This window comes from Thalassotalea sp. PS06 (genome assembly GCF_007197775.1).
In the GTDB taxonomy this organism is placed as follows: domain Bacteria; phylum Pseudomonadota; class Gammaproteobacteria; order Enterobacterales; family Alteromonadaceae; genus Thalassotalea_A.
Genome location: NZ_CP041638.1, coordinates 3,328,136 through 3,353,403, shown reverse-complemented (window position 1 = coordinate 3,353,403; position 25,268 = coordinate 3,328,136). Strand labels below are relative to the sequence as shown.

Genomic DNA, 25,268 nt, shown 5'->3' with positions numbered 1-25,268 from the left:
AATCAAAAAAGAGCAGCCAATGGCTGCTCTTTTTGTATGTGCACCAACAGACTAACCACCGAGCGGTGTTCCGTGATGACGATTCGCTTTTTAATTTGTCCTAATGGCCAAATTATCGCGAATCGCCAAATGTCTCTGGCATTTGGAAAAATCATCTTATGATTTTCCAGAGTCGTACTGGCAGATGATTGCTCCTGCATTAATTGCATTTCCACCGTCCATGGTGGTCATCGATTGATTTTTTAACCACCAAATCAAAAAAGAGCAGCCAATGGCTGCTCTTTTTGTTTGTGCACCAACAGACTAACCGCCTCACGGTGTTCCGCGATGAAAAATTCGTTAAGAAAAATGTGCCGATGTACATTTTTTAGAATTTTCGATAATGCTCCGAATTATCGTAAAATCACTTGGTGATTTTTTTATCCCCATATATTCACTTACGACTTTCCCTCTTTACTTACTGTTAAAAACGAATCGCCAAATGACTCTGGCATTTGGAAAAATCATTTCATGATTTTCTTGAGTCGTACTGCCTGCATCCCCAAGCAGGAAAATCTTGTCTCACACAACCAGCAAGATCTCGAATCATCCCAACTATCTCTTTAACCTCAATCTTCCTCTGAAATACTACCAACTAACACCTAGCACTATCTTTCCAGTCCCCTTGCCAACCAAAATCACACAACTAGCTTTTACCTACAGAAACCTTTAACCTTGACTAAGTTAACGCGTAAGGGAATGGACTTTGGAAAAGCTATATAGTCACCAACATCTTTTTTTTGTTGAACATATGCAAAATCTATTAGCACTGGAAGGGATCGAGACGAAGATAAAAAATCAGTTTCTATCCGGAGCCAGTGGTGATGTCCCTGTATTTGAAACGTGGCCCGAGCTTTGGGTCGTTAATCCTAAACAAATTCCTAAGGCAAAAGAATTGATTGCCAACGCTGACGCTCCTCAAGGCGAAGAGTGGTGTTGTCCTTCCTGTAAAGAGTTTAACGCCCCTTCTTTTGAAATTTGCTGGCAATGTCAGCATCCCAGAGATTAATCTCCATTATCTAAAATAATAATAAGGACTCTATTGATGAGAGCTTCAAATATCCTGTCTGCCATATTCGCTTTAATCACTTTGGTCATCATATTTAGTAGTTGGTTTATTATCGATACGGGCCATGTAGCCGTTAAGAAAACACTCGGTAATGTAGACTTGGAAGAGGTGTCAGCCGGTTTGAACTGGAAACTTCCGATTTTCACTCAAGCTTATGAGTTTTCTGCGAAAGAGATAGCTATAGATTTTAACGATTTGCGACCTAAGGCGCGTGATAATTTAAGGTTACAGGATTTAGATATTAGTGTTTTTTATAAAGTTCAGGCCGATAAAATTGCTGAGACTATGGTGAAGTACGCGGCCTCTTACCAAAAAGGAGCGGATGCGTTATTACCAGCATACAATATCGTCTATAGAGAGGGCCGGGATGTAATCTATGAAGAAGTTACTAAAATCGACTCATTGGATTTGCATCGAAATCGGGATGAATTGAGAGCTGGAATAACAGCAGAGCTGCAGACCAAGCTGGACGATAAAGATCCTGGAATTTTTACCATAACTCGTGTGGCGATTAGAGCGCTTAATACCGATCCAACCATAGAAGCTGCGATCCAAAAAGCGGTACAGGCCCAAAAAACGCTTGAGGCAAAGAAAGTAGAAGTAGAAATCGCGGGTAAAGATGCCGAAATAGAAATTGCCAGGGCCAGAGGGATTGCCGAAGCTAACGCGATCATTAATTCATCGCTAACTCCGGAATACTTGCAACATGAGCTCAATGAAGCCTTGAAACAATTTGCTCAAAATGAAGGGCAGGTTGTAGTCGTGCCGGCAAATATGCAGAGTATGAGTATGATACTCGACCCTAAATCAAGATAATAAAAAGCCGGGATTTACCCGGCTTTTTTCTGGGTTAGATTTTTTAAGTTATTTTTTGAAGCGAGCGAAACCCAGTGCACTTAGAGCTAACAATAAGATTGTTGAAGGCTCCGGTACGTTCGCTGGAGGCTCTGTAACGTCAACTAATTGTACAAAAACAATTAAGTCATCAAAGTCTACGTCAGGACCCGCACCTGTGTCGTTCAGGAACAAGTAGAATGAAGTCTCATCGCCAGATATCATAATCTCAGATACTGCGAAGTTGGCGTTAGAGGAGCTTTCACTGTCGGTGTTCATGCCGTTAGCGACATCGGTGCAACCCATGAAGGTAGCATCACAATTTGCGCCAAAGCTAAAGGTCAGATAATCGCCTGCGCCAACGCTGAAAGTGCCACTTATCATGGTATTTGCCGCGGCGTCGGTGTCCAGGGTTTGACCATCAGGAGCTCTGAATACGTTTTCAAATCCAGCTTGCTTATATAAGAAAGTGATTGTGAATTCATAATCTGAGTTTGAGTCTGACATGATATTCGCACCGCTAAAAAAGCTTAGTAGCTCTGGCGGTGTTCCCTCAGATGAAGGTCCTTTACCGTATTTATCGACATCAGCAACCATAACTTCAACGCCGCCGACATTCATTAATGCCGCATTCGCGTTAATCGCAACGAACGATAAAGTCGTGAAAATAAGTCCGGTAATTACTTTTTTAAAAGACATTATACATTCCTTATCTATTTGATTTACCTCATTACCTGCAACTAAGACTAGTCACTGTAAGAGAGCTTTATTTAGCATCCCGCCTGAAAAGGCCAATTGACTCCTTTCTGGCCCGAGAGCTACTCCAATCAGTTAATTAATTGAATAATCCAATCCTGATAAGAGGGTGCTGAACTTTTCAACCTAAAAAACGATCAATGACGCAGATGAAAACAACCGCGTAATTAACTTTGTCCAGGTTATGATTAGGTATATTCATAGATAGCGAGTAGTCATTTTTTTATTTGAATGGCTAAAAGCTAATTAGAAATTAACAAGACATCAAGTAATGCCTGTCAACGAACTGAAGGTGACGTTTCTTTTTGTTAATTTACCTTATCGAAGTAGCAGACTGTGGCTTGCAAAGCTTGTGCCAGAATTTGTTGGGTAATTAAAACAACATGTTAAGGCGGTTAACTCTTTACAGAGTTAAGAAAGATGACAACAAAGAATTCAAACGATTGTCGATAAGCATTGAATGGTTTTAGGGTTCAAAGTTAGACCAACGTCTTTAAGTTATTGCTTGGAAGTGCAGAAGAATAAAGGTTGTTAGAGAATTTGACAATTAACCTGTTGGTTTGTCTTTTATTTTAGTTAATCCTTTTTTAAACAGGATAAATAAAAAATATAGCATCAACTCTAAGTCACTATTTTTAATAGACAGAGTGCTTTCGTTCTATCCTGGTTTTTAAAGTTGAGGCATTTGATATTAAAAGCGTTAAAAACTCTGACAGTTCATCAAGTTAACCATCGACATTAAAAATATTGCGTATACTGATGAAATACTCTGCTTAATGAACCTGGCTCGATGATATTCATAATAACCTTATTCGCGACCTGCGTGCTTGTCATTAGCATTATTGGCGTCATCAAGCCGTTAATTATTGCTGATGCGATTGAACGGCACTATCGTCGTCCGGGCCTGCATTATGTGTCGATTCTTGTCAGGGTTATTTTAGGTGCAGGTTTGCTTCTTCTTGCTGAGGATACCCGTACCCCGTTAGTAGTAAAAACCCTGGCAGTTATTTTGCTGTTGACTGCAATGTTTGAGGCGATTAAAGGTCGCTATGTTTTTAAAAAAACGGTTAGGTGGCTGCTCAAGTATCAACATCTCTTATTGCGATCACTGGCGATATTTGGGGTGCTTTTTGCGACCTTCTTATTAAGGACCTTGTATTGACGAATTATTTAGCTTATCGATGATTTGGTCGGTGCCGAATATCAAAATAGTATGGTTGATTTACAGAAATAAAAAAGCCCCTCAGTGAGGGGCTTTTTCAAACGAATTGATGTCTCAATTACTTCTTAGCGTTACGCTCTTTAACTTCAGCGATAACTTCTTCAGCTACGTTGTTAGGACACGGGTTGTAGTGGCTGAACTCCATAGAGAACTGACCACGACCTGAAGTCATAGTACGCAGGTGTCCGATATAACCGAACATTTCTGATAGAGGAACGTCTGCTTTAATGCGAACGCCAGTAGTACCAGCTTCCTGATCTTTGATCATACCGCGACGACGGTTCAAGTCACCGATTACGTCACCAACGTGATCTTCAGGAGTGAATACGTCCACCTTCATGATTGGCTCAATTAACTGAGGACCAGCTTTCGGGATAGACTGACGGAACGCACCTTTAGCTGCGATTTCGAACGCTACTGCAGATGAGTCAACGGCGTGGAAACCACCATCGTATAGCTCAACTTCAACATCTAGTACTGGGAAGCCTGCTAGAACACCTTCGTCCATCATTCCTTTGAAACCCTTCTCGATAGCCGGGAAGAATTCTTTCGGTACGTTACCACCAACAACAGTTGAGGTGAAAGTGAAGCCAGAGTTAGGCTCGCCTGGCTTGATGCGGTAATCAATCTTACCGAACTGACCAGAACCACCAGATTGTTTCTTGTGCGTGTAAGAATCTTCTACAGGCTGAGTGATAGTCTCACGGTATGCTACCTGAGGCTTACCAACTTCTAGTTCAACGCCGTAAGTACGCTTCAAGATATCTACTTTGATATCAAGGTGTAATTCACCCATACCCTTAAGGATGGTTTCACCAGAATCTTCGTCAGTTTCAACCTGGAACGTTGGATCTTCAGCAACCATCTTACCGATAGCGATACCCATTTTCTCAGTTGAACCTTTATCTTTTGGTGCAACCGCGATTGAGATTACCGGCTCTGGGAATACCATAGCTTCAAGTGTACATGGCTGTTTAACATCACATAACGTGTGACCAGTCTGTACATTCTTCATACCAACGATTGCAAGGATGTCACCGGCCTGTGCTTCAGTTAGCTCAGTACGGTCTTCTGCCTGCATTTCAACCATACGGCCGATACGTTCAGTTTTACCAGTGAAAGAGTTAAGAACGGTATCACCTTTCTTAATACGACCTGAGTAGATACGTACGAAAGTAAGAGCACCGAAACGGTCATCCATAATTTTGAATGCAAGCGCACGGAACGGCTCATCAGCGTCAACCAGAGCGAATTCGCCAGTTGGCTCACCTTCTTCGTCAGTAAGAGGCTGCGGTGGAACTTCTGTTGGAGCTGGTAAGTAATCAACAACAGCATCAAGAAGAAGTTGCATACCTTTGTTTTTGAAAGCAGAACCACAGTAAGTAGGGAAGAACAACAATTCGTTAGTACCTTTACGGATACATGCTTTGATTTGCTCTTCAGTAGGCTCAACACCTTCCATGTATTCCATTAGTAGGTCGTCGTCTGCTTCTAAAGCAGTTTCAACAAGCATTTCACGGTATTCAGCAGCTTGCTCAACCATGTCTGCAGGAATGTCAGTGATTTCGTAGTTTTCAGGTTGACCTGAATCGTCCCATACGTAAGCTTTTTGAGAAAGTACGTCGACAACACCAACGAAGTTATCTTCTTCACCAATTGGAAGCGTCATAACTAGTGGGTTTGCACCAAGAACGTTTTTAACTTGATCTTTAACGCGGAAGAAGTTTGCACCCAGACGGTCGAGCTTGTTTACGAAAATCAAACGAGCAACTTTTGACTCGTTCGCATAACGCCAGTTAGTTTCTGATTGAGGCTCAACACCACCAGAACCACAGAATACACCGATACCACCGTCAAGTACTTTAAGTGAACGATATACTTCTACAGTAAAGTCAACGTGACCAGGGGTGTCGATTACGTTGAAGCGATGTTTTTTCCACTCACATGTAACCGCCGCGGACTGGATAGTAATACCACGCTCGGCTTCCTGTTCCATGAAATCGGTAGTTGATTCACCATCGTGAACTTCACCGATTTTGTGGATCATACCTGTTAGTTTTAGGATACGTTCAGTTGTTGTGGTTTTACCCGCATCAACGTGAGCGAAAATACCAATATTTCTGTATTTTGATAAATCAGCCATTGTATTACTCTATTGAAATAAAAGTTACGTTAAAAATTTTTGCGCGGATTATACATTAGTTGTAGCCAACAAACATCTTAAAATTGATAAAAATTAATCAACTTTAGGTTTTGTGGGCAATTTTATCGGGGTGATTAACCGTTTATTTACGTGAAAGTGAATTGTTTAAGCTGATTTCATTGAAAAAAGCCTAAAGTTTAGACATTTTACTGGGAGTTTGGTAAATTGTGCCCCGTAAAAAAATGGCTCGGCTTTTTTGGCGCCCTCGAATAGTATTTTCGTGGGGTTCAAACTAATTTGGGCCAGTGCGTAAAAGCGATATTACAATTGTATCGGGTGCCACCCGAGTGTTTAAAACTTTAAGGTATAGCAGAATGGCTAAAGAAAAATTTGAACGTTCCAAACCGCACGTTAACGTAGGTACAATCGGCCACGTTGACCACGGTAAGACAACACTTACAGCTGCGATTTCCGCAGTATTGACTAAGACTCACGGTGGTGAAGTTCGTGATTTCGCACAAATCGATAACGCTCCAGAAGAGCGCGAGCGTGGTATCACCATCAACACTTCTCACATTGAGTATGACACAGCGACTCGTCACTACGCGCACGTAGACTGTCCAGGTCACGCGGATTATGTTAAAAACATGATCACTGGTGCAGCCCAGATGGACGGCGCTATCTTAGTAGTAGCGGCGACTGATGGTCCTATGCCACAGACCCGTGAGCACATCCTACTTTCTCGTCAGGTTGGTGTACCTTACATCATCGTATTCATGAACAAATGTGACATGGTTGACGACGAAGAGCTTCTAGAGCTAGTAGAGATGGAAGTCCGTGAACTTCTTTCTGAGTATGAATTCCCAGGTGATGACTTACCAGTAGTTCAAGGTTCAGCACTAGGTGCATTGAACGGCGAAGCGCAGTGGGAAGAGAAAGTACTAGAGCTTGCTGAGCACTTAGACACTTACATCCCAGAGCCAGAGCGTGCGATTGACGGTGACTTCATTCTTCCAATCGAAGATGTATTCTCAATCCAGGGTCGTGGTACGGTTGTAACGGGTCGTGTTGAGCGCGGTATCATCCGTGTAGGTGACGACGTAGAAATCGTAGGTATCAAAGAGACTACGACGACTACCTGTACTGGTGTAGAGATGTTCCGTAAGCTTCTTGACGAAGGTCGTGCGGGTGAGAACTGTGGTGTTCTTCTTCGTGGTACTAAGCGTGATGAAGTGCAACGTGGTCAGGTACTTGCTAAGCCAGGTTCCATCACTCCTCACACTAAGTTCGAGTCAGAAGTCTACGTATTGACGAAAGATGAAGGTGGTCGTCACACGCCATTCTTCAAAGGCTACCGTCCACAGTTCTACTTCCGTACGACTGACATCACTGGTGCTGTAGAGCTTCCAGAAGGTGTAGAAATGGTAATGCCAGGCGACAACTTGAAGTTTGTTGTTGAGCTAATCAACCCAATCGCGATGGACGAAGGTTTACGCTTCGCTATCCGCGAAGGTGGTCGTACTGTTGGTGCTGGTGTTGTATCAAAAATCATCGAATAATCGATTGATTTTTTAACCACCAAATCAAAAAAGAGCAGCCAATGGCTGCTCTTTTTGTATGTGCACCAACAGACTAACCACCGAGCGGTGTTCCGTGATGACGATTCGCTTTTTAATTTGTCCTAATGGCCAAATTAAAAAGCGAATCGCCAAATGTCTCTGGCATTTGGAAAAATCATCTTATGATTTTCCAGAGTCGTACTGGCAGATAACTGCTCCTCGATAACTGCTCCTGCGTTATTCTTACCACATACATCCATGTATTAGTGCGTTATTCTACCTACATACATCCATGTTTTAGTGCATTTTCGGCATACTCCACGTCCATGTGGAAATATCAAAAATCATCGAATAACAATTAATTGCTCCTGCATTAATTGCATTTCCACCGTCCATGGTGGTCATCGATTGATTTTTTAACCACCAAATCAAAAAAGAGCAGCCAATGGCTGCTCTTTTTGTATGTGCACCAACAGACTAACCACCGAGCGGTGTTCCGTGATGACGATTCGCTTTTTAATTTGTCCTAATGGCCAAATTTTCGCGAATCGCCAAATGTCTCCGGTATTTGGAAAAATCATCTTATGATTTTCTTGAGTCGTACTGTTGGCATCCCCAAGCAGCACAACCTTGTCTCACACAACCAGCAAGACTCAGAATCATCCAAACCTTTACACTTTTTAGCTAAGCGTTACTTAATGTTACGCAATCCTAGTTGTATGAACTAAGTGCCTTTGCTAGTGTCTAGATTATTGGATCCTATCCATAATGCCAAAAGAGGAGTGCACTATGAATAAATCTATAATTGCCTCATTAGCCGTTGCTGGTGTGTTGGTAACTGGCTTGCTTTATTCCACGTCAGACGTGGAAGCAAAGAATGAGCTGAAAAAAGCAGAAGTCGCTTATTCCGATAACAAGCCACCTGTTCAAGACATCAAGAATCCGGAGAAGCCGATGCAAAAATGGTATGAAGGTACTTTGAATTATTATGATATCGAAGGCGGATTCTTTGGTTTTACCAGTAAAAACGGTGAAAACCTTCTGCCCATGGGATTGGCTAAAAAGTATCAGAAAGCGGGCGCTAAATTAAAGTTGTATGGATATGTTGATAATGATGTCGCGACCATTCAAATGTGGGGTAAGCCATTTAAAGTGCTTAAAGTGGAAGTCATTGAGGAAGGTGGTGCTACCCATCCTTCACAACTTTAATCTGGTATCAATCTTTCCGATGTTCGAGGGGGCAGGTAAATTCCTGTCTGGTCAGGGTGAGAATACTCTGACCTCCCTTAATTTCAACCCGGTAAATTCGGTCATACTCAGACTCCGAAAATTCACTAAGTTCTTGTCCTGATAGCATCCCTGCTAAAACCGCTGTTGTATTACTATGTCCCACCACCAACGCCGTTTGTTCTTGCTTAATTAACTGTTCACTAAATGTTTTTAGTTGCCTAGGATCGTAGTGGGTTATTGCCAATTCCTTAGATTCAGCAACAGGCTTAGCGGTATTCACAGTACGCTTGTAATCGCTGCTGTATATCGCGTTGAAGCTAACATCGTTAAAATCCATCGCATACTGTCTGGCTCTGGAGTGCCCGCATCGAGTCAGGTCGGGGTTGGTTTTGTCCGTTTTTTTCTCAGCGTGGCGAATTAAATAGATAGAATATTCATTCTCATTGTTTGCTTTATCGTTAAACGCCAGAGATGTATGAATGGGCAGATAGATAGCAAGAAGGCCGGCAAGCATGGTTGCCGGCTTGAGAAGTTTTAGGCTAGGCATATTGAGCAGTAAAGCTATGCCATTGTTTACGTTGTTCAGCAAAGGCCGCTTTTAGTTCCTGATATTGATTAATGAGCGCAGCTTTCTCCACTTCAATCAGGTTGCTTTTCTTGGCAAGTAGTTTTTTCTTGGCCTCAAAATATAGTGCCATCTTTTCAAGCAAAGCATCGTATTCGTGTTGTAGCTTAACCAACAGTTCTTCGGCGTTTACCTTATTTTCCAGCTTAACCTTGGATACTGTAAGTTGCATTTTAGCTTTTGCTAAGGCGATCTTATCTTCAGGTGTTTTACGCAAATTGTTGGTCAGATTCAGATAGCTGCAGCCCTTTATCAGCCATTTTGTCGGGTCAAATTGATACCAGCGAATGCCATTGCGGTAGTCATTTTCAAATATATGATGAAAGTTATGATAGCCCTCACCAAAGGTAAAGAATGCCAGGACACCGTTATCGCGAGCGGTATTTTTATCTGTGTACGTTTGCTTGCCCCAAATATGTGCCAATGAATTAATGAAAAAGGTTGTATGGTGGCTCAGTACCAGTCGAAGTACACCAGCTAACAGCAAACTTGAAATAATGTCGCCATGGAACCAACCGAGAGCCATTGGGATACCAAAGTTTGTCGCTATCGCTAGCGGAATATAGTACTTATGCTGCCATACGACGATCTTTTCTTTTTGCAGGTCTCGGGCGTTATCGTAATTAGAATATTTATCGCCTTGATAGTCGCGGATCATCCAGCCGATATGAGAAAACCAAAAACCGCGTTTAGCGCTGTATGGGTCAACGTCATTGTTGTCTACGTGTTTATGATGTACACGGTGATCAGAACACCAATGCAAGATACTGTTTTGTAGAGCAAAGGCGCCACCGATTGCGTAAATGAAACGCAGTGATGCGTGGGCTTTGTAGGTGCGGTGTGACCACAAACGATGATAACCGGCGGTAATAGACATACCACAGAAACTAAAACAGATAATAGCTGCCCAAATTTCAAATGCGTCAAAACCATGAGTGATGGCACGATAAGGAACAACAATCAGTGCGATTAGAAATGTGGCGGCGAAAATAATAATATTGAGCCAGATTAATGGTGGTTTTGTCATAGGAAATTCTTCATTCGATAATTCGGTGTACAAGTGTTCGCTATTTTAGCCGTAACATCTACCTAGTCAAGCAAAGCAGTAAAAACTTGTGTTACTATTTGTAGATTGAATACAGGGAATACATTTTATGTCCGGGATCCGCGCACAACAAAAAGAAAAAACCCGTCGCTTGCTGATTGATGCCGCATTAAATCAGTTGAGTGCAGAACGGAGTTTTTCTAACCTTAGCCTTCGCGAAGTCACCAAAGAAGCAGGTCTTGCAGCGACGTCATTTTACCGCCACTTTCGGGATATGGATGAACTTGGTCTGACCCTGGTCGATGAGGCTGGCCTGACGTTAAGACAGTTGATGCGTCAGGCTCGTCAGCGGATTGAAAAGGGCGGTTCGGTAATCCAGATTTCGGTAAAGACGTTTATGGAATTTATCGAAGCCAATCCCAATGTTTTTCGCTTGTTGCTGCGAGAGCGTTCGGGCACATCAAAGGAATTCCGTGCAGCGGTTAATCGGGAAATTCGCTACTTTACGATGGAACTGTGTGACTATCTGCAACAGGCCAATAAGCTCGATGCCGACACCAGTTTTTTACAGGCCCATGCGGCGGTTACTATCGTATTTAGCGCTGGTGCTGAAGCGCTTGATGTCGATCCTAACGAAATAGATGAACTGACCGAGCGAACCATTAAACAACTACGTTTTATCGCCCGTGGTGCGATGGATTTGCATTTAAGAAAAATTGGTGAAATCAGCTGACATTAAGCCAGCTGATTGGTTTTTGCGTTCTGGCAATATTACTTGCGACGCTTTAATACCACGCCGCATTCGATATGGTCGGTATACGGAAACTGGTCAAATAACGCGAACGATTCAACCTCATGGGTTTTAATCAGTGTTTTTAAGTTATCTCGCAGAGTATTCGGATTACAGGAGATATATAAGATCTGATCAAAGCGACTCGCCAGTTCCACGGAATCCGGATCCAGGCCTGCGCGTGGTGGGTCGACTAACACGGTTTGATAACCATATTGCTTCAAATCCAGCCCCTCAAGGCGGCGGAACGTGCGTTCGCCATTCATTGCCTGGCTAAACTCTTCACTCGACATGCGAATAATTTTCAGGTTCTCAATGCCGTTATCTTCAATGTTTATTTGTGCCGACGCGACCGAGCTTTTGGATATTTCCGTGGCCAAAACCTTGTCAAAATTCTCTGCCAAAGCGATGCTGAAATTGCCGTTTCCACAGTAAAGCTCGACTAAATCGCCACCAATATCTTTGGTTGCCGCACGAGCCCAGCTCAGCATTTTTTCATTCACTCCACCATTAGGTTGAGTAAAACTATTTTCAACCTGATGATAGCGAAACTGTTTGCCGTCAACTTTTAACTCTTCGGTGACAAAATCTTTGCCGATAATCTCTTTTTGCTTGCGAGCCCGACCGATAATGGAAATGTTTGCCAGCTTATTTAACCGCTCGTTCAGCAATTTGGCTTGAGATTGCCACTCTTCATCGAGTGGCTTGTGATACAACATACTGATCAGTAGCTCGCCGCTTAAGGTAGATAAGAAATCAACCTGGAACAGTTTTCGGCGCAGAATGTCTTTATCACGAATATCATCAAGTAATGCCGGCATTGCTTCATTGATGATTTCACTGGCAGGTAGGAATTGATCAACGCGAAATTTCTGTTTGCTTTGTTGATCAAACATAATGTAGTAAAGATCATCGCCCTCATGCCAGACCCGAAACTCTGCCCGTAAACGATAATGTAGAGGCTGAGATTCAAAGATTTGCGGTTGAGGAACAGAAAACTCCGCAAATAGCGCTTGCATCGCTGCTTTTTTCTTTTCAAGTTGTGCGTCGTAATTGTCTGGATGAATGTGGCTTAACATAACCGTACCTGCTGCAAATTTGGGGGCGAATTTTAGCCAAACTTAAAAGAAATTGGAACTTAAGTTAAGGTTAAGTTTAACTTGTGAATGAAAGCATTGGTAAAGTTTGCGAGAAAACCTCGGTCGAGAATAGTACAGTTATTTTCAAACAAGTGTTTTAAAGTGAATATTTATCTGGTTTAATGAGGTCCATAACTGGTCCGATGTTAGGTGTATAATGACAACTTCAACTCCTTATCCAAATTTACTTGCCCCGTTAGACCTGGGCTTCACTACCCTACAAAACCGTGTTTTGATGGGGTCAATGCATACTGGTCTTGAGGAGGAGTCTAATGGTTTTGAAAAGCTGGCTGCGTTTTATGAAGCCAGGGCCAAAGGCGGCGTCGGATTAATTGTTACCGGTGGTATTAGCCCTAACTTTCGCGGGCGGGTAGCACCAATGGGGTCCGAACTCAGTAAGTTCTGGCATGTAAAGAAACACAAAGCCATTACCGACGCTGTTCATAAATATCCAACTAAAATTTGTTTACAGCTGCTGCATACAGGCCGTTATGCCTATCATCCATTTTCTGTATCGGCCAGCCCGATAAAAGCCCCCATAAATCCATTCAAACCTAAGCAATTATCTGAACGCAAAATACATTCGACCATTAAAGACTTTGCCAAATCATCGAAATTAGCCAAGGAAGCGGGATACGATGGTGTGGAAATTATGGGCTCGGAAGGCTATCTGATTAATCAATTCAGCTGTAAGCGCACCAATCACCGAACCGATAAATGGGGTGGTGGTATCGAGAATCGTATGCGACTTGGTGTTGAAATTGTCAACGCGGTGCGTGAAAAGGTTGGTAAAGATTTCATTATTATTTTCCGCTTATCGTTATTAGATTTAGTCGAAGGTGGTAACACCTGGGAAGAAATCGTAACGATGGCTAAGGCTATTGAGGCGGCAGGGGCAACCATCATTAATACCGGCATTGGCTGGCATGAAGCCAGGGTCCCGACCATAGCTACCAGTGTTCCCAGAGCCGCATTTACCTGGGTCACCAAGCGTTTGATGGGGGAGGTTAGTGTGCCGTTGGTAGCGACAAATCGTATCAATATGCCAGATGTTGCCGAGCGCGTGTTGGCAGAAGGACATTCAGACATGGTATCGATGGCAAGACCATTTTTAGCCGATGCTGATTTTGTCAATAAAGCTGCCCAAGGGCGCCCTGAAGATATTAATACCTGCATCGGCTGTAACCAGGCCTGTCTGGATCATGTATTTGAGCAAAAACGAGCCACTTGCCTGGTAAATCCTCAAGCCTGTTACGAAACCGAGCTGACTTTTGAAAGAACCACTACCGAAAAGAATATTGCGGTGATTGGCGCTGGACCTGCGGGCTTAGCATTCAGTTGCTATGCCGCTCAGCGCGGTCATAAGGTTACCTTGTTTGACGGGGCCAGCGAAATTGGTGGCCAGTTTAATTACGCCAAACAGGTACCAGGAAAAGAAGAGTTTTATGAGACCTTGCGTTACTACCAGAGGCAGCTTGAAAAGCATAATGTAGAACTACACCTTAATAGCTTCCAGGATGTCGAATCGTTGCGCACTCGAGGCTATGATGACATTGTCTTTGCCACAGGTATTAATCCAAGAACGCCGAATATTCCGGGTGTTAACCATCCGAAAGTAATGAGCTATCTGGACGTATTGAAACATCATCAGCCGGTTGGCAAGAAAGTGGCCATTATCGGCGCTGGCGGCATTGGCTTTGATGTCGCAACTTATTTGGTTGAAGAAGAATCTTTGACCACCAACCAGGAACGCTGGTTGAAAGCCTGGGGCATTGATACCGAATATACCAACCCAGGAGCCTTGCTTCCTATCGATCACGATTTAAAACATGACCGGGAAATTTATTTGATGCAGCGTAAGGAAACCAAAGTGGGGGCCAACCTTGGTAAAACCACTGGCTGGATCCACCGCAACACCCTGAAAAACCATCATGTGAATATGGTTCCGGGGGTTCAGTATGAGCAAATCAACGATCAGGGTTTGGTGTATTCAATACAAGGTGAGCAACACTTACTGGAAGTCGACAACATCATTATCTGTGCAGGTCAGGAGTCCAATGACAGCCTTTATAAACAGCTCAATGACCTTGGTGAGAGGTGTCACCTGATTGGTGGTGCTGATGTTGCCGCTGAGCTCGATGCCAAACGCGCCATTAGGCAAGGTGCGGAATTGGCTGCAAGGATATAAATTTATTTCATTTTTACCGGAAACTTCATTTTAATTTCAGCATATTAGACTAGTATAAATTGAGTACTGATTGATGAATGAATATAAAGAAGTTATTCGGTTAACTGGCTTTTAACCGCAGGGAGCATCAGACCAGACCATTAACTTGCGTTCTTATATTGCACTCACCGTGTTCGATTAAGAATTCAGGAGTTTGTCCATGCGGTTTTGTTTTGGTGTCCCAATAGTGGTGTTGTCTCTATTGTTGTTATCTGCTTGTGAGAAAAAACAACAGGAGGCAAAAGCCCCCCCTCCACCTGAAGTCGGTATTCTCGAAATCAATGTCGAGAAACTCAATGTATCCCATCGCTATGCTGCAAAAACTGCGGCGCTGTCATCTGTCGAAATTTATCCCGAAGTCTCTGGCCGTGTTGTTGAGCGTATGGTTGTTGAAGGCGAAGAAGTTAAACGTGGCGATCCCTTATTTAAGATTGATGATCAACCCTTTAAAGCGGAAGTCGCAAAACAAAAAGGCGCGGTTGCACGGGCTCTTGCTGCCGTTGAATTAGCAAAAACCCGTTACGACATGTCGGTCGCCCTGGCTGAAGAAGAGGTACTCAGTAAGCTTGATACTAAGCGCGTAAAAGTTGAGTACGACGAGGCCAAAGCGGCACTGGCAACCGCTAACGCGGCACTACAGGCTGCTGAAGTACAGTTATTAAAAACCGAAGTGGTTTCGCCAATCGATGGTATTGCCGGGATTACCAAAGTGAAACGTGGGGATATGGTTGACCCGGATCTTGGCTGGATGATTGAAATTATTGCCAATGACTCCATCGAAGTATACAGCCAGGTTGGTGCACAACGACACTTTGATATCGTCGCCAAACTCAAAGGTACCAAAGCCGAGAAAATATCGGTTATCGAGCTGGAGTTACCCAATGGCGATATCTATGAACATCCTGGCAAACTCGACTACATCGGTCATAAGGTTTCCGAGCGAAGTAACACCGTAACCTATCGAGTAGTATTTCCAAATCCAGATGGCGTATTACTTGGCGGACAAAATGTCACCTTAATAGCCACCGATAAAAAATCGACGAAAAGCATTATGGTGCCGCAAAAAGCGGTGCAGGAAGACCAGGTTGGTCGCTATGTGATGACCATAGATAAAGACAATATTGCCAGCAAACGCCACCTTAAATTTGGTTCTCGGGTGGGGACTGATTGGGTCGTAGAAGAAGGACTTAAACCCGGAGACAGAGTCATTGTTTCAGGAATATTGCGGGCTAAGGAAGGCCTGCCCGTTACTCCCGTGGTTGAATAGGGAGTATCAGGATGATTGAGTTTTTCATAAATCGCCCTAAATTTGCGATTGTAGTCTCTATTATAATGACCTTGGCCGGAGTATTAACGTTTTTAAATATGCCGGTTTCCCTTTATCCCAGTGTTGCCCCGCCGCAGGTGCAAATTACCGCTTTTTATCCGGGTGCGGATCACAATACTATTCGCGATACGGTTGCTTCCGTACTCGAGCAAGAGGTAAATGGGGTAGAGCGAATGTTGTACATCGACTCCAAATCCTCAAATGATGGCTCTTACCTATGTCGAATATCTTTTGAAATTGGCACTGATCCCGATTTAGCGCAAACCTTAGTGCAAAACCGAGTGAACAAAGCGATGAGTAAACTTCCAATGGAAGTTAAACAGCTCGGGGTGACCGTCGCGAAAGTTTCGCCCTCGATGTTACTGTCAATAAACCTGTTTTCACCAAAGGGTACCTACGACGGCCTATTCCTGTCCAATTATATGTCGTTAAACCTTCGGGACTCATTGGCCAGAGTAAACGGCATTGGTGAGCTAAAAATTATTGGCGAGAAAAACTACTCAGTTCGCGTCTGGGTCGATAACGAGATTATGGCTGGCTTGGGTATTAATGAACAGGATGTTACGGCGGCAATCGCCAGCCAGAATACAACAATATCGGCAGGTAAAATCGGTGAAAACCCGGCACCTCAAGGTCAAGTGTTTCAATACACCATTAAAACCCGAGGGCGTTTAAAGTCCATTAATGATTTTGCCAACATTGTCGTTAGGGCTGAGGAAGACGGCAGTCTGGTTCGTATCAAGGATTTTGCCAGAGTAGAGCTTGGCGCGGAAAAATATAATTCGATGTCGAAACTCGGCGATATGGAAAGTCCGTTGATGATTGCCTATCTGGCACCTGGTGCCAATTCGTTGCAAGTGGCTAATGATCTGCATGCGCAAATGGAAATTATCAGCCAGGGTTTTCCTGAAGATATTGAATACGAAATTGCTTACGACTCTACTTTATTCATTAAAACGTCGATGGCCGAAGTTTATGACACCCTATTTGAAGCTGTCGGCTTGGTGGTAATCATATCCTTCCTGTTTTTACAGAATCTTCGCGCAACCCTAATCCCAGCTATCGCCATACCTGTTTCGTTAGTTGCAACCTTTGTCGTGATGCAGATGTTTGGGATGGATATCAATACCATTACTATGTTTGGCCTGATCCTAGCGATAGGGGTGGTGGTTGATGCCGCCATTGTGGTTATTGAAAATGTCGAACGCATCATGCATGAGGAGCACTTGCCGCCGAAAGAAGCCACATCTAAAGCAATGAAAGAAGTGACCGCGCCATTAATTGCATCGGCTCTGGTACTCATGGCAGTATTTGTGCCCGTTTCCTTAGCGCCAGGAATGGTTGGTATTTTGTATCAACAATTTGGAGTGACCATTGTTGCTTCTACCATTATCTCCACGATTGTTGCTTTGTCTCTGACACCAGCGCTATGCTCCATTATGTTAAAACCAACCGCCTTACCCACTAAAGGTCCTTTGGGTTGGTTCAATGCTTTTATCAATAAAATGATGGGGGGTTATGGAGCAACGGTTGCTTTGCTGTCCAGGCACCTAATCGTCACCTTAATCTTGTTTGGCTCGTTGATGGCGTATATCGCTTATTTGGGCTCGAACATGCCTGGCGGATTCATTCCTGAAGAAGATAAAGGCAACTTCTTGGTAGATATTTCGTTACCCGAGGCATCGACCTTAGATAGAACCATTACCGAAATCGATAAACTGACTAATCAGATAAAAGAAATTCCTGGCGTGCAAAGCATCGTTACTGCTAATGGCTTTAGTATGATCAAAGGGGCATTAGCGACCAATGCCGGGATGTTAATAATTACTCTGGACGATTGGGAACAGAGGCAAACCGAAGAGTTGTCGCAGGCGAGTATTATGGCGCAAACCACGCAAATCATGCAGAGTAACCGGGAAATTAAAAGCCTGGTTATGTCGACGCCAGCGATTCCGGGATTGGGTGCCACTTCAGGTGTAACCATGATTCTCGAAGACAGGCTCGGGCGTTCAACGGAATCACTTGGGCCTGTGTATATGCAACTTGTTGGCGAGTTAATGCAACGACCAGAAATTGCCGTCGCGTTTTCTACTTATACTGCCAATGTGCCACAATTGAGTCTTAATATCGATTATGAGAAAGCTATGTTGCTAGGGCTCGACCCGGGAGCGATTAATACTGCTATCGGTAGTTTATTCGGTAAACGTTACGTTAATGATTACACCCGCTTTGGTAAGAACTATCAGGTGAATATTATGTCCGAGGCGCGTTATCGGAATGATGAAGGGGATCTCAATAGTCTGTATGTCAGAGCGGCGGATGGCGAGATGGTGCGTTTTTCGAGTTTTTCCAATTTTGAGCCGACAATCGGAGCCGACGTATCAGCGCGTTTCAACCTTTACAATGCTACGCAAATAATTGTCATGCCGGCGCCGGGTTACAGCTCTGGTGAGGCTATCGCGGCAATTAATGCGGTCACCGAGACTTTGCCTGATGGTTATGCCCATGAATGGACCGGCCAAACTTATCAGGAGGTTAAAACCTCCGGTGGTATGGTTACTCTGTTTTTACTGGCGGTACTGTTTACCTTCCTATTTTTGGTGGCGCAATACGAAAGTTGGCTCACGCCATTTGCCATCATGCTATGTGTTCCAATCGGATTGTTAGGCTCATTATTGTTCGTGACCCTGATGAATGGCACCTTGAATCTTTATGTGCAAATTGGTCTGGTGTTGATGATAGGTATGGCTTGCCGTAACGCAATTTTGATTGTCGAGTTTGCCAAAGTATTGAGAGAAGAGAAAGGCATGTCGATCATCGGCGCCGCGGTTGAAGCGGCGAAACTGAGGATGCGGGCAGTATTGATGACGGCTCTGTCGTTTATTCTCGGGGTTACGCCACTGGTTCTTGCCTCAGGCGCAGGTGCTGCAAGTCGAAATACCATGGGTCATGCCGTATGGGGTGGAATGGTTTCGGCAACATTTTTAGGATGTATTTTCGTGCCGGTATTTTTTGTGTTGTTCCAGATAATCCGCGAAAAACTCGGCTCAAAAACTGAAGCGGCAGACGTTGCCGACAAAGCCAGGCGTGCGGAACAACAGAAAACCTAGTTCAAACGGTCAACCTATTGTGAGTCTGGTTGACCGTTTTCTTTGCATAGCTATCGACATTAGTTGTTTAACATTGGTGCCAGGAATCTGCCAGTGTGAGAGTCCTTGTGTTTGGCCACGGTTTCCGGCGTTCCACTTACCAATATCTCGCCACCGCCAGAACCACCTTCTGGACCGAGGTCTACTAACCAATCAGCAGTTTTGATAACATCCAGATTGTGCTCAATGATCACGACGGTATTACCATGGTCTCGTAGGCGATGCAGAACCTGTAATAACTGACGAATATCATGAAAGTGCAGACCTGTGGTCGGCTCATCCAGGATATACAAGGTCTTTCCCGTATCACGCTTAGATAGCTCTTTTGATAACTTCACCCGCTGGGCTTCACCACCAGATAGCGTCGTCGCAGATTGACCAAGTTTAATGTAGGACAAGCCAACATCCATCAGGGTTTGCAATTTGCGTTTAACCGCAGGAATTGGTGCGAAGAACTCGAACGCATCTTCAATGGTCATATCCAGTACTTCGTGAATGTTTTTGCCTTTATATCGGATCTCGAGCGTTTCGCGATTGTAGCGTTTGCCTTTACAGACATCACAAGGGACATAAACATCAGGTAAAAAGTGCATTTCTACTTTGATAACACCGTCGCCCTGACAGGCTTCACAGCGTCCACCTTTGACATTAAAGCTAAAGCGACCCGGTTTATATCCGCGTGAACGGGACTCTTGAGTAGCGGCAAAGATATCGCGAATGGCGGTAAAAATACCGGTGTAAGTAGCTGGGTTGGAACGAGGCGTGCGACCTATCGGGCTTTGGTCGATATCGATAACTTTGTCGAGATGCTCCAGGCCGGTAATGGTTTTATAGGGCGAAGGCTCATCCAAAGTGGCGCGGTTTAGCTCGATATGGGCAATCTTATACAAGGTATCGTTAATCAAGGTAGACTTACCTGAGCCGGAAACACCGGTAATACAGGTCATCAATCCGATTGGAATCTCCAGTTCGACTTCTTTAAGATTGTTGCCAGTGGCGCCGGTAAGATGGATCATTTCATCTTTTTTGACCTTGTGTCGTTTCGCCGGTACATCAATACCCTCTTTGCCACTTAAATACTTACCAGTAAGTGAGTCTTTACTATTGATGATTGCGTGATAGTCGCCCTGTGCGATTACCTGACCACCATGAACACCAGCACCAGGACCAATATCGATAATGTGATCGGCTTCGCGAATAGCATCTTCATCATGTTCAACTACGATCACGGTATTACCAAGATCGCGAAGATGAATCAGAGTTTTCAATAAGCGCTCGTTATCGCGTTGGTGCAAACCAATTGATGGCTCATCCAGTACATACATAACACCGACAAGACCTGCACCGATTTGCGAGGCCAGACGGATACGTTGCGCTTCACCACCTGACAGGGTTTCGGCACTGCGCGACATGGTTAGATAGTTCAAACCAACATTTACCAGAAAACCGAGACGGTCGTTGATCTCTTTAAGTATTTTCTCGGCAATCTGCCCTTTTTGTCCTTCCATGGTTAATTCACGAAAGAATTGTTCTGCATCAGCGATGGAGTATTCGGTAACATGCTGAATCGGAGTATCGCCGACAAATACGTTTCGGGCTTCCAATCTCAATCGCGAACCTTCGCAGGACGGACAAGGCTGCGAGTTGAGATATTTACTGAGCTCTTCCCTGACCGCATTCGATTCCGTTTCACGATAACGGCGATCCATATTAACCAGAATACCTTCGAAAGGATGTTTGCGAACCACGATATCACCGCGGTCGTTCATGTAACGAAACTCAATCTCCTGCTTGCCTGAACCGTTAAGAATAATTTGCTGCACCTCAGTACTTAGTTCTTTAAATGGCTTATCCAGGGCAAAACCATAATGCTCAGATAACGAAGTTAGCATCTGAAAGTAATAAAAATTGCGCTTATCCCAGCCGCGAATCGCGCCACCGGCCAGGCTTAAATCTTCATTAGTAACGACACGGTGTGGATCAAAGAACTGTTTGATACCCAAACCATCACAGCTTTGACAGGCGCCAGCCGGGTTATTAAAGGAAAATAATCTTGGTTCTGGTTTTGCCATGCTGTAGCCGCATATCGGACAGGCAAAGTTTGCGGAAAACAATAACGGCGCACGATCCGGTTCATCCATGAAGCTAACCGTCGCCACACCGTCCGATAAAGCAAGGGCGGTTTCAAAGGATTCTGACAGGCGCAATTGAATGTCATCACGCACTTTTAAGCGGTCAACCACGACTTCAATGGTATGTTTCTTATGCAGGTCTAACGGTGGAGGATCGCTTAAATCACATACCTCGCCATCGATTCTTGCGCGGATATAACCCTGGCCCGCAAGGTTTTCCAATAGTTTAATGTGTTCACCTTTTCGGTCTTGCACAACCGGCGCAAGCAACATGACTTTGGTGCCTTCTGGCAATTCAAGTACCTTATCGACCATCTGGCTAACGGTTTGCGCTGATAAAGGCTCATGATGGTCTGGACATCGTGGCTCACCAACACGCGCATATAAAAGGCGGAGGTAATCGTATATCTCAGTAATGGTACCAACTGTGGAGCGTGGGTTATGAGATGTGGATTTTTGTTCAATGGATATGGCCGGCGATAACCCTTCAATATGATCAACATCCGGCTTTTCCATTAATGATAGAAACTGTCTGGCATAGGCCGATAATGATTCAACATAACGGCGCTGTCCTTCAGCATACAAGGTATCGAACGCTAAGGAAGATTTACCGGAACCAGATAAACCGGTAATGACGATAAGTTTGTCGCGAGGGATAGTAAGATCAATATTCTTCAAGTTATGAGTGCGGGCGCCCCGTACTTCGATTTCCTGCATAACCACTTCCACTAAAATAACCCCCGATGAATTCGGGGGCGGATTAACAATCCTTCATTATGACACAATAAACAAACAATTAGCATCTCTGAGCGCTTTATCTGAAAAGAAATTGTTAGAGATTAAAGGTTTATATAATGGATAAAATTGGGTTTCGATGAGTTTCGGTTCGACGCCCGCAAATAAAGGTCTGCAAGCTTGATGTAATACCAATCACATTAAATTATTGCTCAGCCGCTGGGAGTGAGTGTGATTGGTATAAGAGATGGTGTTTTTTTAATCATTAGCCTTGCGTTTAAAGTTTGCTTCTGTATAATACGCGCACTTGTCTGAGTGATCAGGCAGGTATTTTGTTAGCTCGGTTGGTTCATCCACCGACTTGTTCTTTGGATAAGCTAAGCGATTGCTAGCCACAGCAACCCCGATTTGGGGTTGAATGATAATATAAGCGGTACACTCCCCTTCTCAATAAGAAGGTGATGAGTTGTGCTTTGTTCGTTCTTTTTAATTGGGGATTTGATTCCATGTCAAATCAAAGAATTCGCATTCGTTTGAAAGCGTTCGATCATCGTCTGATTGATCAATCAACCGCAGAAATCGTAGATACTGCAAAGCGCACTGGTGCTCAGGTTCGTGGTCCTATTCCACTTCCTACTCGCAAAGAGCGTTTCACTGTTCTGATTTCTCCACACGTAAACAAAGACGCTCGTGACCAGTACGAAATCCGTACTCACAAGCGTATGATTGATATCGTTGAGCCTACCGAGAAAACTGTTGATGCTCTTATGCGTCTAGACTTGGCTGCTGGTGTCGACGTACAGATCAGCTTGGGTTAATAGAGGAGTTTTGACTATGACTATTGGTTTAGTCGGACGTAAAGTGGGCATGACTCGTATCTTCACTGAAGATGGCGTATCAGTTCCAGTTACAGTCGTAGAAGTTGAAGCGAACCGCGTTGCTCAAGTTAAAACTCTTGAAAACGATGGTTATCGCGCATTACAAGTAACAACTGGTAGCAAGAAAGCTAACCGTGTTACTAAGCCGTTAGCAGGTCACTTTGCTAAAGCAGGTATCGAAGCAGGCCGTGGTCTGTGGGAATTCCGTTTAGCAGACGGTGAAGGTGAAGGCGTTGAAACTGGCAGTGAACTAACTGTTGACGTTTTAAATGAAACCAAACTGGTAGATGTTACTGGTACCTCTAAAGGTAAAGGTTTCCAAGGTGGTATCAAGCGTTGGAACTTCTCTATGCAAGATGCTACTCACGGTAACTCTATCTCTCACCGTTCAAACGGTTCTATCGGTCAGTGTCAAACACCAGGCCGTGTATTTAAAGGCAAAAAAATGTCTGGTCACATGGGTGCTGAGAAAGTTACTACTCAGAACCTTGAATTAGTTCGCGTTGACGCTGAGCGCAATCTGCTTCTTATCAAAGGTGCAGTACCTGGCGCTACTAACAGCAACGTGATTGTTAAACCAGCTGTTAAAGCCTAACGTCTGAGGAGATTTGTGATGGAATTAGCATTAAAAGACGCATCAGGCGCTCTTGAAGTTTCCGAAGCAACCTTTGGACGTGAGTTTAATGAAGCTCTGGTACATCAGGTAGTTGTTGCTTATGCAGCAGGTGCTCGTCAAGGTACTCGTGCTCAAAAGACTCGTTCAGAAGTTAGCGGCGGTGGTAAGAAGCCATGGCGTCAAAAAGGTACTGGCCGTGCTCGTGCTGGTACAACTCGTGGTCCAATCTGGCGTACTGGTGGCGTAACATTCGCTGCTAAGCCACAAGATCACAGCCAAAAAGTTAACCGTAAAATGTACCGTGGTGCGATCAAAAGCATCCTATCTGAACTAGTACGTCAAGAGCGTCTAGTTGTAGTAAACAACTTTGCGGTAGAAACACCAAAAACTAAAGAATTGGTAGCTAAGTTAAAAGATCTGGAGTTAAAAGACGTATTAATCGTAACTTCAGAAGTTGATGAGAACTTGTTCTTGTCTGCTCGTAACTTATACAAAGTTGATGTTCGTGACGTAGCTGGTATCGATCCTGTTAGCCTGGTTGGTTTCGAGAAAGTATTGGTAACTGCTGATGCAGTTAAGCAAATTGAGGAGATGTTAGCATGATCAACGAAGAACGTTTGTTGAAGGTGTTAATGGCACCAAACATTTCTGAAAAAGCAACCCTATCTGCTGAAGCAAACAACACGATTGTTTTCAAAGTAGCTACGGATGCCAATAAAGCTGAAATCAAAGCAGCTGTTGAAAAACTTTTCGAAGTTGAAGTGACAGGTGTTCGCACTTTGAATGTTAAGGGTAAGGCTAAGCGCACTGGTATGCGTATGGGCCGTCGTAGCGATTGGAAAAAAGCTTACGTAACTCTTAAAGAAGGTAGCGACATCGACTTCGTCGGCGGCGCAGAGTAATAGGAGAGGTTACTAAAATGGCTATTGTTAAATGTAAGCCTACTTCTCCGGGTCGTCGCCACGTCGTTAAAGTGGTAAACCCGGATCTGTACAAAGGCAAGCCTTACGCTCCATTGTTAGAGAAAAACTCTAAGTCTGGTGGTCGTAACAATACTGGTCGCATTACAGTTCGTCACGTTGGTGGTGGTCACAAGCATCACTATCGCGTTATCGACTTTAAACGTAACAAAGACGGTATCCCGGCTAAAGTAGAGCGTTTGGAGTATGATCCAAACCGTAGTGCAAACATCGCACTAGTACTTTATGCAGATGGTGAGCGTAAATACATCCTGGCTCCAAAAGGCCTGAAAGCTGGTGATTCTATCCAGTCTGGTGTTGATGCTCCTATTGCTACTGGTAACACATTGCCACTTCGCAATGTACCACTAGGTAGTGTTATTCACGCGATCGAGCTTAAGCCTGGTAAAGGTGCTCAAATCGCTCGTGCTGCTGGTACCTATGCACAATTAGTTGCTAAAGACGGCGCTTATGTAACTCTACGTCTTCGCTCTGGCGAAATGCGTAAAGTTGAAGCGGAATGTCGTGCGACTCTTGGTGAAATTGGTAACGCTGAACACATGCTTCGCTCTCTGGGTAAAGCAGGTGCTTCACGCTGGCGCGGTGTTCGCCCAACCGTTCGTGGTGTTGCTATGAACCCGGTTGATCACCCGCACGGTGGTGGTGAAGGTAAAACTTCAGGTGGCCGTCATCCAGTATCACCTTGGGGTGTACCTACTAAAGGTTACAAAACCCGTAAAAACAAGCGCACTGACAAGTTTATTGTCCGTCGTCGTACTAAGTAATTATAAAGA

At 44.1% G+C, this 25,268-nt stretch carries 21 protein-coding genes; 14 read left to right on the top strand and 7 right to left on the bottom strand.

Annotated elements, in window-relative coordinates; all coding sequences use genetic code 11:
• Nucleotides 1–2: 2 nt before the first annotated feature.
• Entirely contained in the window at nucleotides 3–209 is a 207-nt protein-coding gene (locus FNC98_RS14830; protein ID WP_144035070.1) for a hypothetical protein, read from the bottom strand.
• Between the two features lie 536 nt (nucleotides 210–745).
• Between FNC98_RS14830 and FNC98_RS14825 the strand changes: the two genes are divergently transcribed.
• Both FNC98_RS14825 and FNC98_RS14820 read left to right on the top strand, forming a co-directional pair.
• Nucleotides 746–1,048: a DUF2007 domain-containing protein gene (locus tag FNC98_RS14825; protein ID WP_144035069.1), complete on the top strand. Its 303-nt coding sequence runs from the start codon at nucleotides 746–748 to the stop codon at nucleotides 1,046–1,048.
• Nucleotides 1,049–1,084: 36 nt separating this feature from the next.
• On the top strand, nucleotides 1,085–1,924 hold the full coding sequence (locus tag FNC98_RS14820) for an SPFH domain-containing protein (RefSeq protein ID WP_144035068.1): 840 nt from the start codon (nucleotides 1,085–1,087) through the stop codon (nucleotides 1,922–1,924).
• 48 nt (nucleotides 1,925–1,972) lie between these two features.
• Here the strand turns inward: FNC98_RS14820 and FNC98_RS14815 are convergent, their stop codons facing one another.
• Entirely contained in the window at nucleotides 1,973–2,641 is a 669-nt protein-coding gene (locus tag FNC98_RS14815) for a PEP-CTERM sorting domain-containing protein (RefSeq protein ID WP_144035067.1), read from the bottom strand.
• A gap of 847 nt (nucleotides 2,642–3,488) precedes the next feature.
• Here FNC98_RS14815 and FNC98_RS14810 point away from each other — a divergent pair.
• Nucleotides 3,489–3,860, top strand: a complete 372-nt coding sequence (locus FNC98_RS14810) for a hypothetical protein (protein WP_144035066.1) — start codon at nucleotides 3,489–3,491, stop codon at nucleotides 3,858–3,860.
• A gap of 118 nt (nucleotides 3,861–3,978) precedes the next feature.
• Here FNC98_RS14810 and fusA read toward each other — a convergent pair whose 3' ends face one another.
• Nucleotides 3,979–6,063, bottom strand: a complete 2,085-nt coding sequence (gene fusA, locus FNC98_RS14805) for an elongation factor G (RefSeq protein WP_144035065.1) — start codon at nucleotides 6,061–6,063, stop codon at nucleotides 3,979–3,981.
• A 374-nt stretch (nucleotides 6,064–6,437) separates the two neighbouring features.
• Here fusA and tuf point away from each other — a divergent pair, with 374 nt between their 5' ends.
• Together tuf and FNC98_RS14795 are read left to right on the top strand one after the other, a co-directional pair.
• Entirely contained in the window at nucleotides 6,438–7,622 is a 1,185-nt protein-coding gene (gene tuf, locus FNC98_RS14800) for an elongation factor Tu (protein ID WP_144035064.1), read from the top strand.
• Nucleotides 7,623–8,411: 789 nt separating this feature from the next.
• Complete coding sequence (locus tag FNC98_RS14795; protein WP_144035063.1) at nucleotides 8,412–8,831, top strand: hypothetical protein; 420 nt, start codon at nucleotides 8,412–8,414, stop codon at nucleotides 8,829–8,831.
• Nucleotides 8,832–8,838: 7 nt separating this feature from the next.
• Here the strand turns inward: FNC98_RS14795 and FNC98_RS14790 are convergent, their stop codons facing one another.
• Both FNC98_RS14790 and FNC98_RS14785 read right to left on the bottom strand, forming a co-directional pair.
• Nucleotides 8,839–9,399: a phosphoglycerate mutase family protein gene (locus FNC98_RS14790; RefSeq protein WP_144035062.1), complete on the bottom strand. Its 561-nt coding sequence runs from the start codon at nucleotides 9,397–9,399 to the stop codon at nucleotides 8,839–8,841.
• Nucleotides 9,392–10,504: an acyl-CoA desaturase gene (locus FNC98_RS14785; protein ID WP_144035061.1), complete on the bottom strand. Its 1,113-nt coding sequence runs from the start codon at nucleotides 10,502–10,504 to the stop codon at nucleotides 9,392–9,394. Before FNC98_RS14785 ends, FNC98_RS14790 begins: the two co-directional genes overlap by 8 nt.
• A 127-nt stretch (nucleotides 10,505–10,631) precedes the next feature.
• On the opposite strand from FNC98_RS14785, the gene fabR reads away from it, so the two are divergent.
• A complete protein-coding gene (gene fabR, locus FNC98_RS14780) occupies nucleotides 10,632–11,255 on the top strand; it encodes an HTH-type transcriptional repressor FabR (RefSeq protein ID WP_144035060.1) in 624 nt (207 codons plus the stop codon).
• A 38-nt stretch (nucleotides 11,256–11,293) separates the two neighbouring features.
• On the opposite strand, the gene trmA is transcribed toward fabR, so the two are convergent.
• Nucleotides 11,294–12,391, bottom strand: a complete 1,098-nt coding sequence (gene trmA / locus FNC98_RS14775) for a tRNA (uridine(54)-C5)-methyltransferase TrmA (RefSeq protein WP_144035059.1) — start codon at nucleotides 12,389–12,391, stop codon at nucleotides 11,294–11,296.
• 217 nt (nucleotides 12,392–12,608) lie between these two features.
• Between trmA and FNC98_RS14770 the strand changes: the two genes are divergently transcribed.
• The 3 genes from FNC98_RS14770 to FNC98_RS14760 all read left to right on the top strand — a co-directional run bounded on the left by FNC98_RS14770 (nucleotide 12,609) and on the right by FNC98_RS14760 (nucleotide 19,115).
• Nucleotides 12,609–14,639 carry an NADPH-dependent 2,4-dienoyl-CoA reductase gene (locus tag FNC98_RS14770; protein ID WP_144035058.1) on the top strand — a complete coding sequence of 677 codons (2,031 nt, stop codon included), beginning with the start codon at nucleotides 12,609–12,611 and terminating at the stop codon, nucleotides 14,637–14,639.
• Between the two features lie 199 nt (nucleotides 14,640–14,838).
• On the top strand, nucleotides 14,839–15,945 hold the full coding sequence (locus FNC98_RS14765; protein WP_144035057.1) for an efflux RND transporter periplasmic adaptor subunit: 1,107 nt from the start codon (nucleotides 14,839–14,841) through the stop codon (nucleotides 15,943–15,945).
• 11 nt (nucleotides 15,946–15,956) lie between these two features.
• On the top strand, nucleotides 15,957–19,115 hold the full coding sequence (locus FNC98_RS14760) for an efflux RND transporter permease subunit (protein WP_144035056.1): 3,159 nt from the start codon (nucleotides 15,957–15,959) through the stop codon (nucleotides 19,113–19,115).
• A gap of 59 nt (nucleotides 19,116–19,174) precedes the next feature.
• On the opposite strand, the gene uvrA is transcribed toward FNC98_RS14760, so the two are convergent.
• Nucleotides 19,175–22,003, bottom strand: coding sequence for an excinuclease ABC subunit UvrA (gene uvrA, locus FNC98_RS14755; RefSeq protein ID WP_144035055.1), 2,829 nt, complete (start codon nucleotides 22,001–22,003; stop codon nucleotides 19,175–19,177).
• Between the two features lie 524 nt (nucleotides 22,004–22,527).
• On the opposite strand from uvrA, the gene rpsJ reads away from it, so the two are divergent.
• From rpsJ to rplB, 5 genes are read left to right on the top strand one after another with little or no spacing between them, the layout of a single operon-like run.
• Nucleotides 22,528–22,839 (top strand): 30S ribosomal protein S10, encoded by a 312-nt coding sequence (gene rpsJ, locus FNC98_RS14750; protein ID WP_044833274.1) that lies wholly within the window; start codon nucleotides 22,528–22,530, stop codon nucleotides 22,837–22,839.
• A 16-nt stretch (nucleotides 22,840–22,855) separates the two neighbouring features.
• Nucleotides 22,856–23,494, top strand: coding sequence for a 50S ribosomal protein L3 (rplC, locus tag FNC98_RS14745; protein ID WP_144035054.1), 639 nt, complete (start codon nucleotides 22,856–22,858; stop codon nucleotides 23,492–23,494).
• Nucleotides 23,495–23,512: 18 nt separating this feature from the next.
• Nucleotides 23,513–24,118 carry a 50S ribosomal protein L4 gene (rplD, locus tag FNC98_RS14740; RefSeq protein ID WP_144035053.1) on the top strand — a complete coding sequence of 202 codons (606 nt, stop codon included), beginning with the start codon at nucleotides 23,513–23,515 and terminating at the stop codon, nucleotides 24,116–24,118.
• Nucleotides 24,115–24,417 (top strand): 50S ribosomal protein L23, encoded by a 303-nt coding sequence (gene rplW / locus FNC98_RS14735; protein WP_144035052.1) that lies wholly within the window; start codon nucleotides 24,115–24,117, stop codon nucleotides 24,415–24,417. The genes rplD and rplW overlap by 4 nt, the downstream gene beginning before the upstream one ends.
• Nucleotides 24,418–24,434: 17 nt before the next feature.
• Entirely contained in the window at nucleotides 24,435–25,259 is an 825-nt protein-coding gene (rplB, locus tag FNC98_RS14730; protein ID WP_144035051.1) for a 50S ribosomal protein L2, read from the top strand.
• Nucleotides 25,260–25,268 lie beyond the last annotated feature (9 nt).

What these genes read in the sequence shown, in the direction of transcription:
- FNC98_RS14830 (WP_144035070.1), bottom strand. Translation starts at nt 209, where the DNA reads ATGCAATTAATGCAGGAGCAATCATCTGCCAGTACGACTCTGGAAAAT.
- FNC98_RS14820 (WP_144035068.1), top strand. Translation starts at nt 1,085, where the DNA reads ATGAGAGCTTCAAATATCCTGTCTGCCATATTCGCTTTAATCACTTTG.
- FNC98_RS14815 (WP_144035067.1), bottom strand. Translation starts at nt 2,641, where the DNA reads ATGTCTTTTAAAAAAGTAATTACCGGACTTATTTTCACGACTTTATCG.
- FNC98_RS14810 (WP_144035066.1), top strand. Translation starts at nt 3,489, where the DNA reads ATGATATTCATAATAACCTTATTCGCGACCTGCGTGCTTGTCATTAGC.
- fusA (WP_144035065.1), bottom strand. Translation starts at nt 6,063, where the DNA reads ATGGCTGATTTATCAAAATACAGAAATATTGGTATTTTCGCTCACGTT.
- tuf (WP_144035064.1), top strand. Translation starts at nt 6,438, where the DNA reads ATGGCTAAAGAAAAATTTGAACGTTCCAAACCGCACGTTAACGTAGGT.
- FNC98_RS14795 (WP_144035063.1), top strand. Translation starts at nt 8,412, where the DNA reads ATGAATAAATCTATAATTGCCTCATTAGCCGTTGCTGGTGTGTTGGTA.
- FNC98_RS14790 (WP_144035062.1), bottom strand. Translation starts at nt 9,399, where the DNA reads ATGCCTAGCCTAAAACTTCTCAAGCCGGCAACCATGCTTGCCGGCCTT.
- FNC98_RS14785 (WP_144035061.1), bottom strand. Translation starts at nt 10,504, where the DNA reads ATGACAAAACCACCATTAATCTGGCTCAATATTATTATTTTCGCCGCC.
- fabR (WP_144035060.1), top strand. Translation starts at nt 10,632, where the DNA reads ATGTCCGGGATCCGCGCACAACAAAAAGAAAAAACCCGTCGCTTGCTG.
- trmA (WP_144035059.1), bottom strand. Translation starts at nt 12,391, where the DNA reads ATGTTAAGCCACATTCATCCAGACAATTACGACGCACAACTTGAAAAG.
- FNC98_RS14770 (WP_144035058.1), top strand. Translation starts at nt 12,609, where the DNA reads ATGACAACTTCAACTCCTTATCCAAATTTACTTGCCCCGTTAGACCTG.
- FNC98_RS14765 (WP_144035057.1), top strand. Translation starts at nt 14,839, where the DNA reads ATGCGGTTTTGTTTTGGTGTCCCAATAGTGGTGTTGTCTCTATTGTTG.
- FNC98_RS14760 (WP_144035056.1), top strand. Translation starts at nt 15,957, where the DNA reads ATGATTGAGTTTTTCATAAATCGCCCTAAATTTGCGATTGTAGTCTCT.
- uvrA (WP_144035055.1), bottom strand. Translation starts at nt 22,003, where the DNA reads ATGCAGGAAATCGAAGTACGGGGCGCCCGCACTCATAACTTGAAGAAT.
- rpsJ (WP_044833274.1), top strand. Translation starts at nt 22,528, where the DNA reads ATGTCAAATCAAAGAATTCGCATTCGTTTGAAAGCGTTCGATCATCGT.
- rplC (WP_144035054.1), top strand. Translation starts at nt 22,856, where the DNA reads ATGACTATTGGTTTAGTCGGACGTAAAGTGGGCATGACTCGTATCTTC.
- rplD (WP_144035053.1), top strand. Translation starts at nt 23,513, where the DNA reads ATGGAATTAGCATTAAAAGACGCATCAGGCGCTCTTGAAGTTTCCGAA.
- rplW (WP_144035052.1), top strand. Translation starts at nt 24,115, where the DNA reads ATGATCAACGAAGAACGTTTGTTGAAGGTGTTAATGGCACCAAACATT.
- rplB (WP_144035051.1), top strand. Translation starts at nt 24,435, where the DNA reads ATGGCTATTGTTAAATGTAAGCCTACTTCTCCGGGTCGTCGCCACGTC.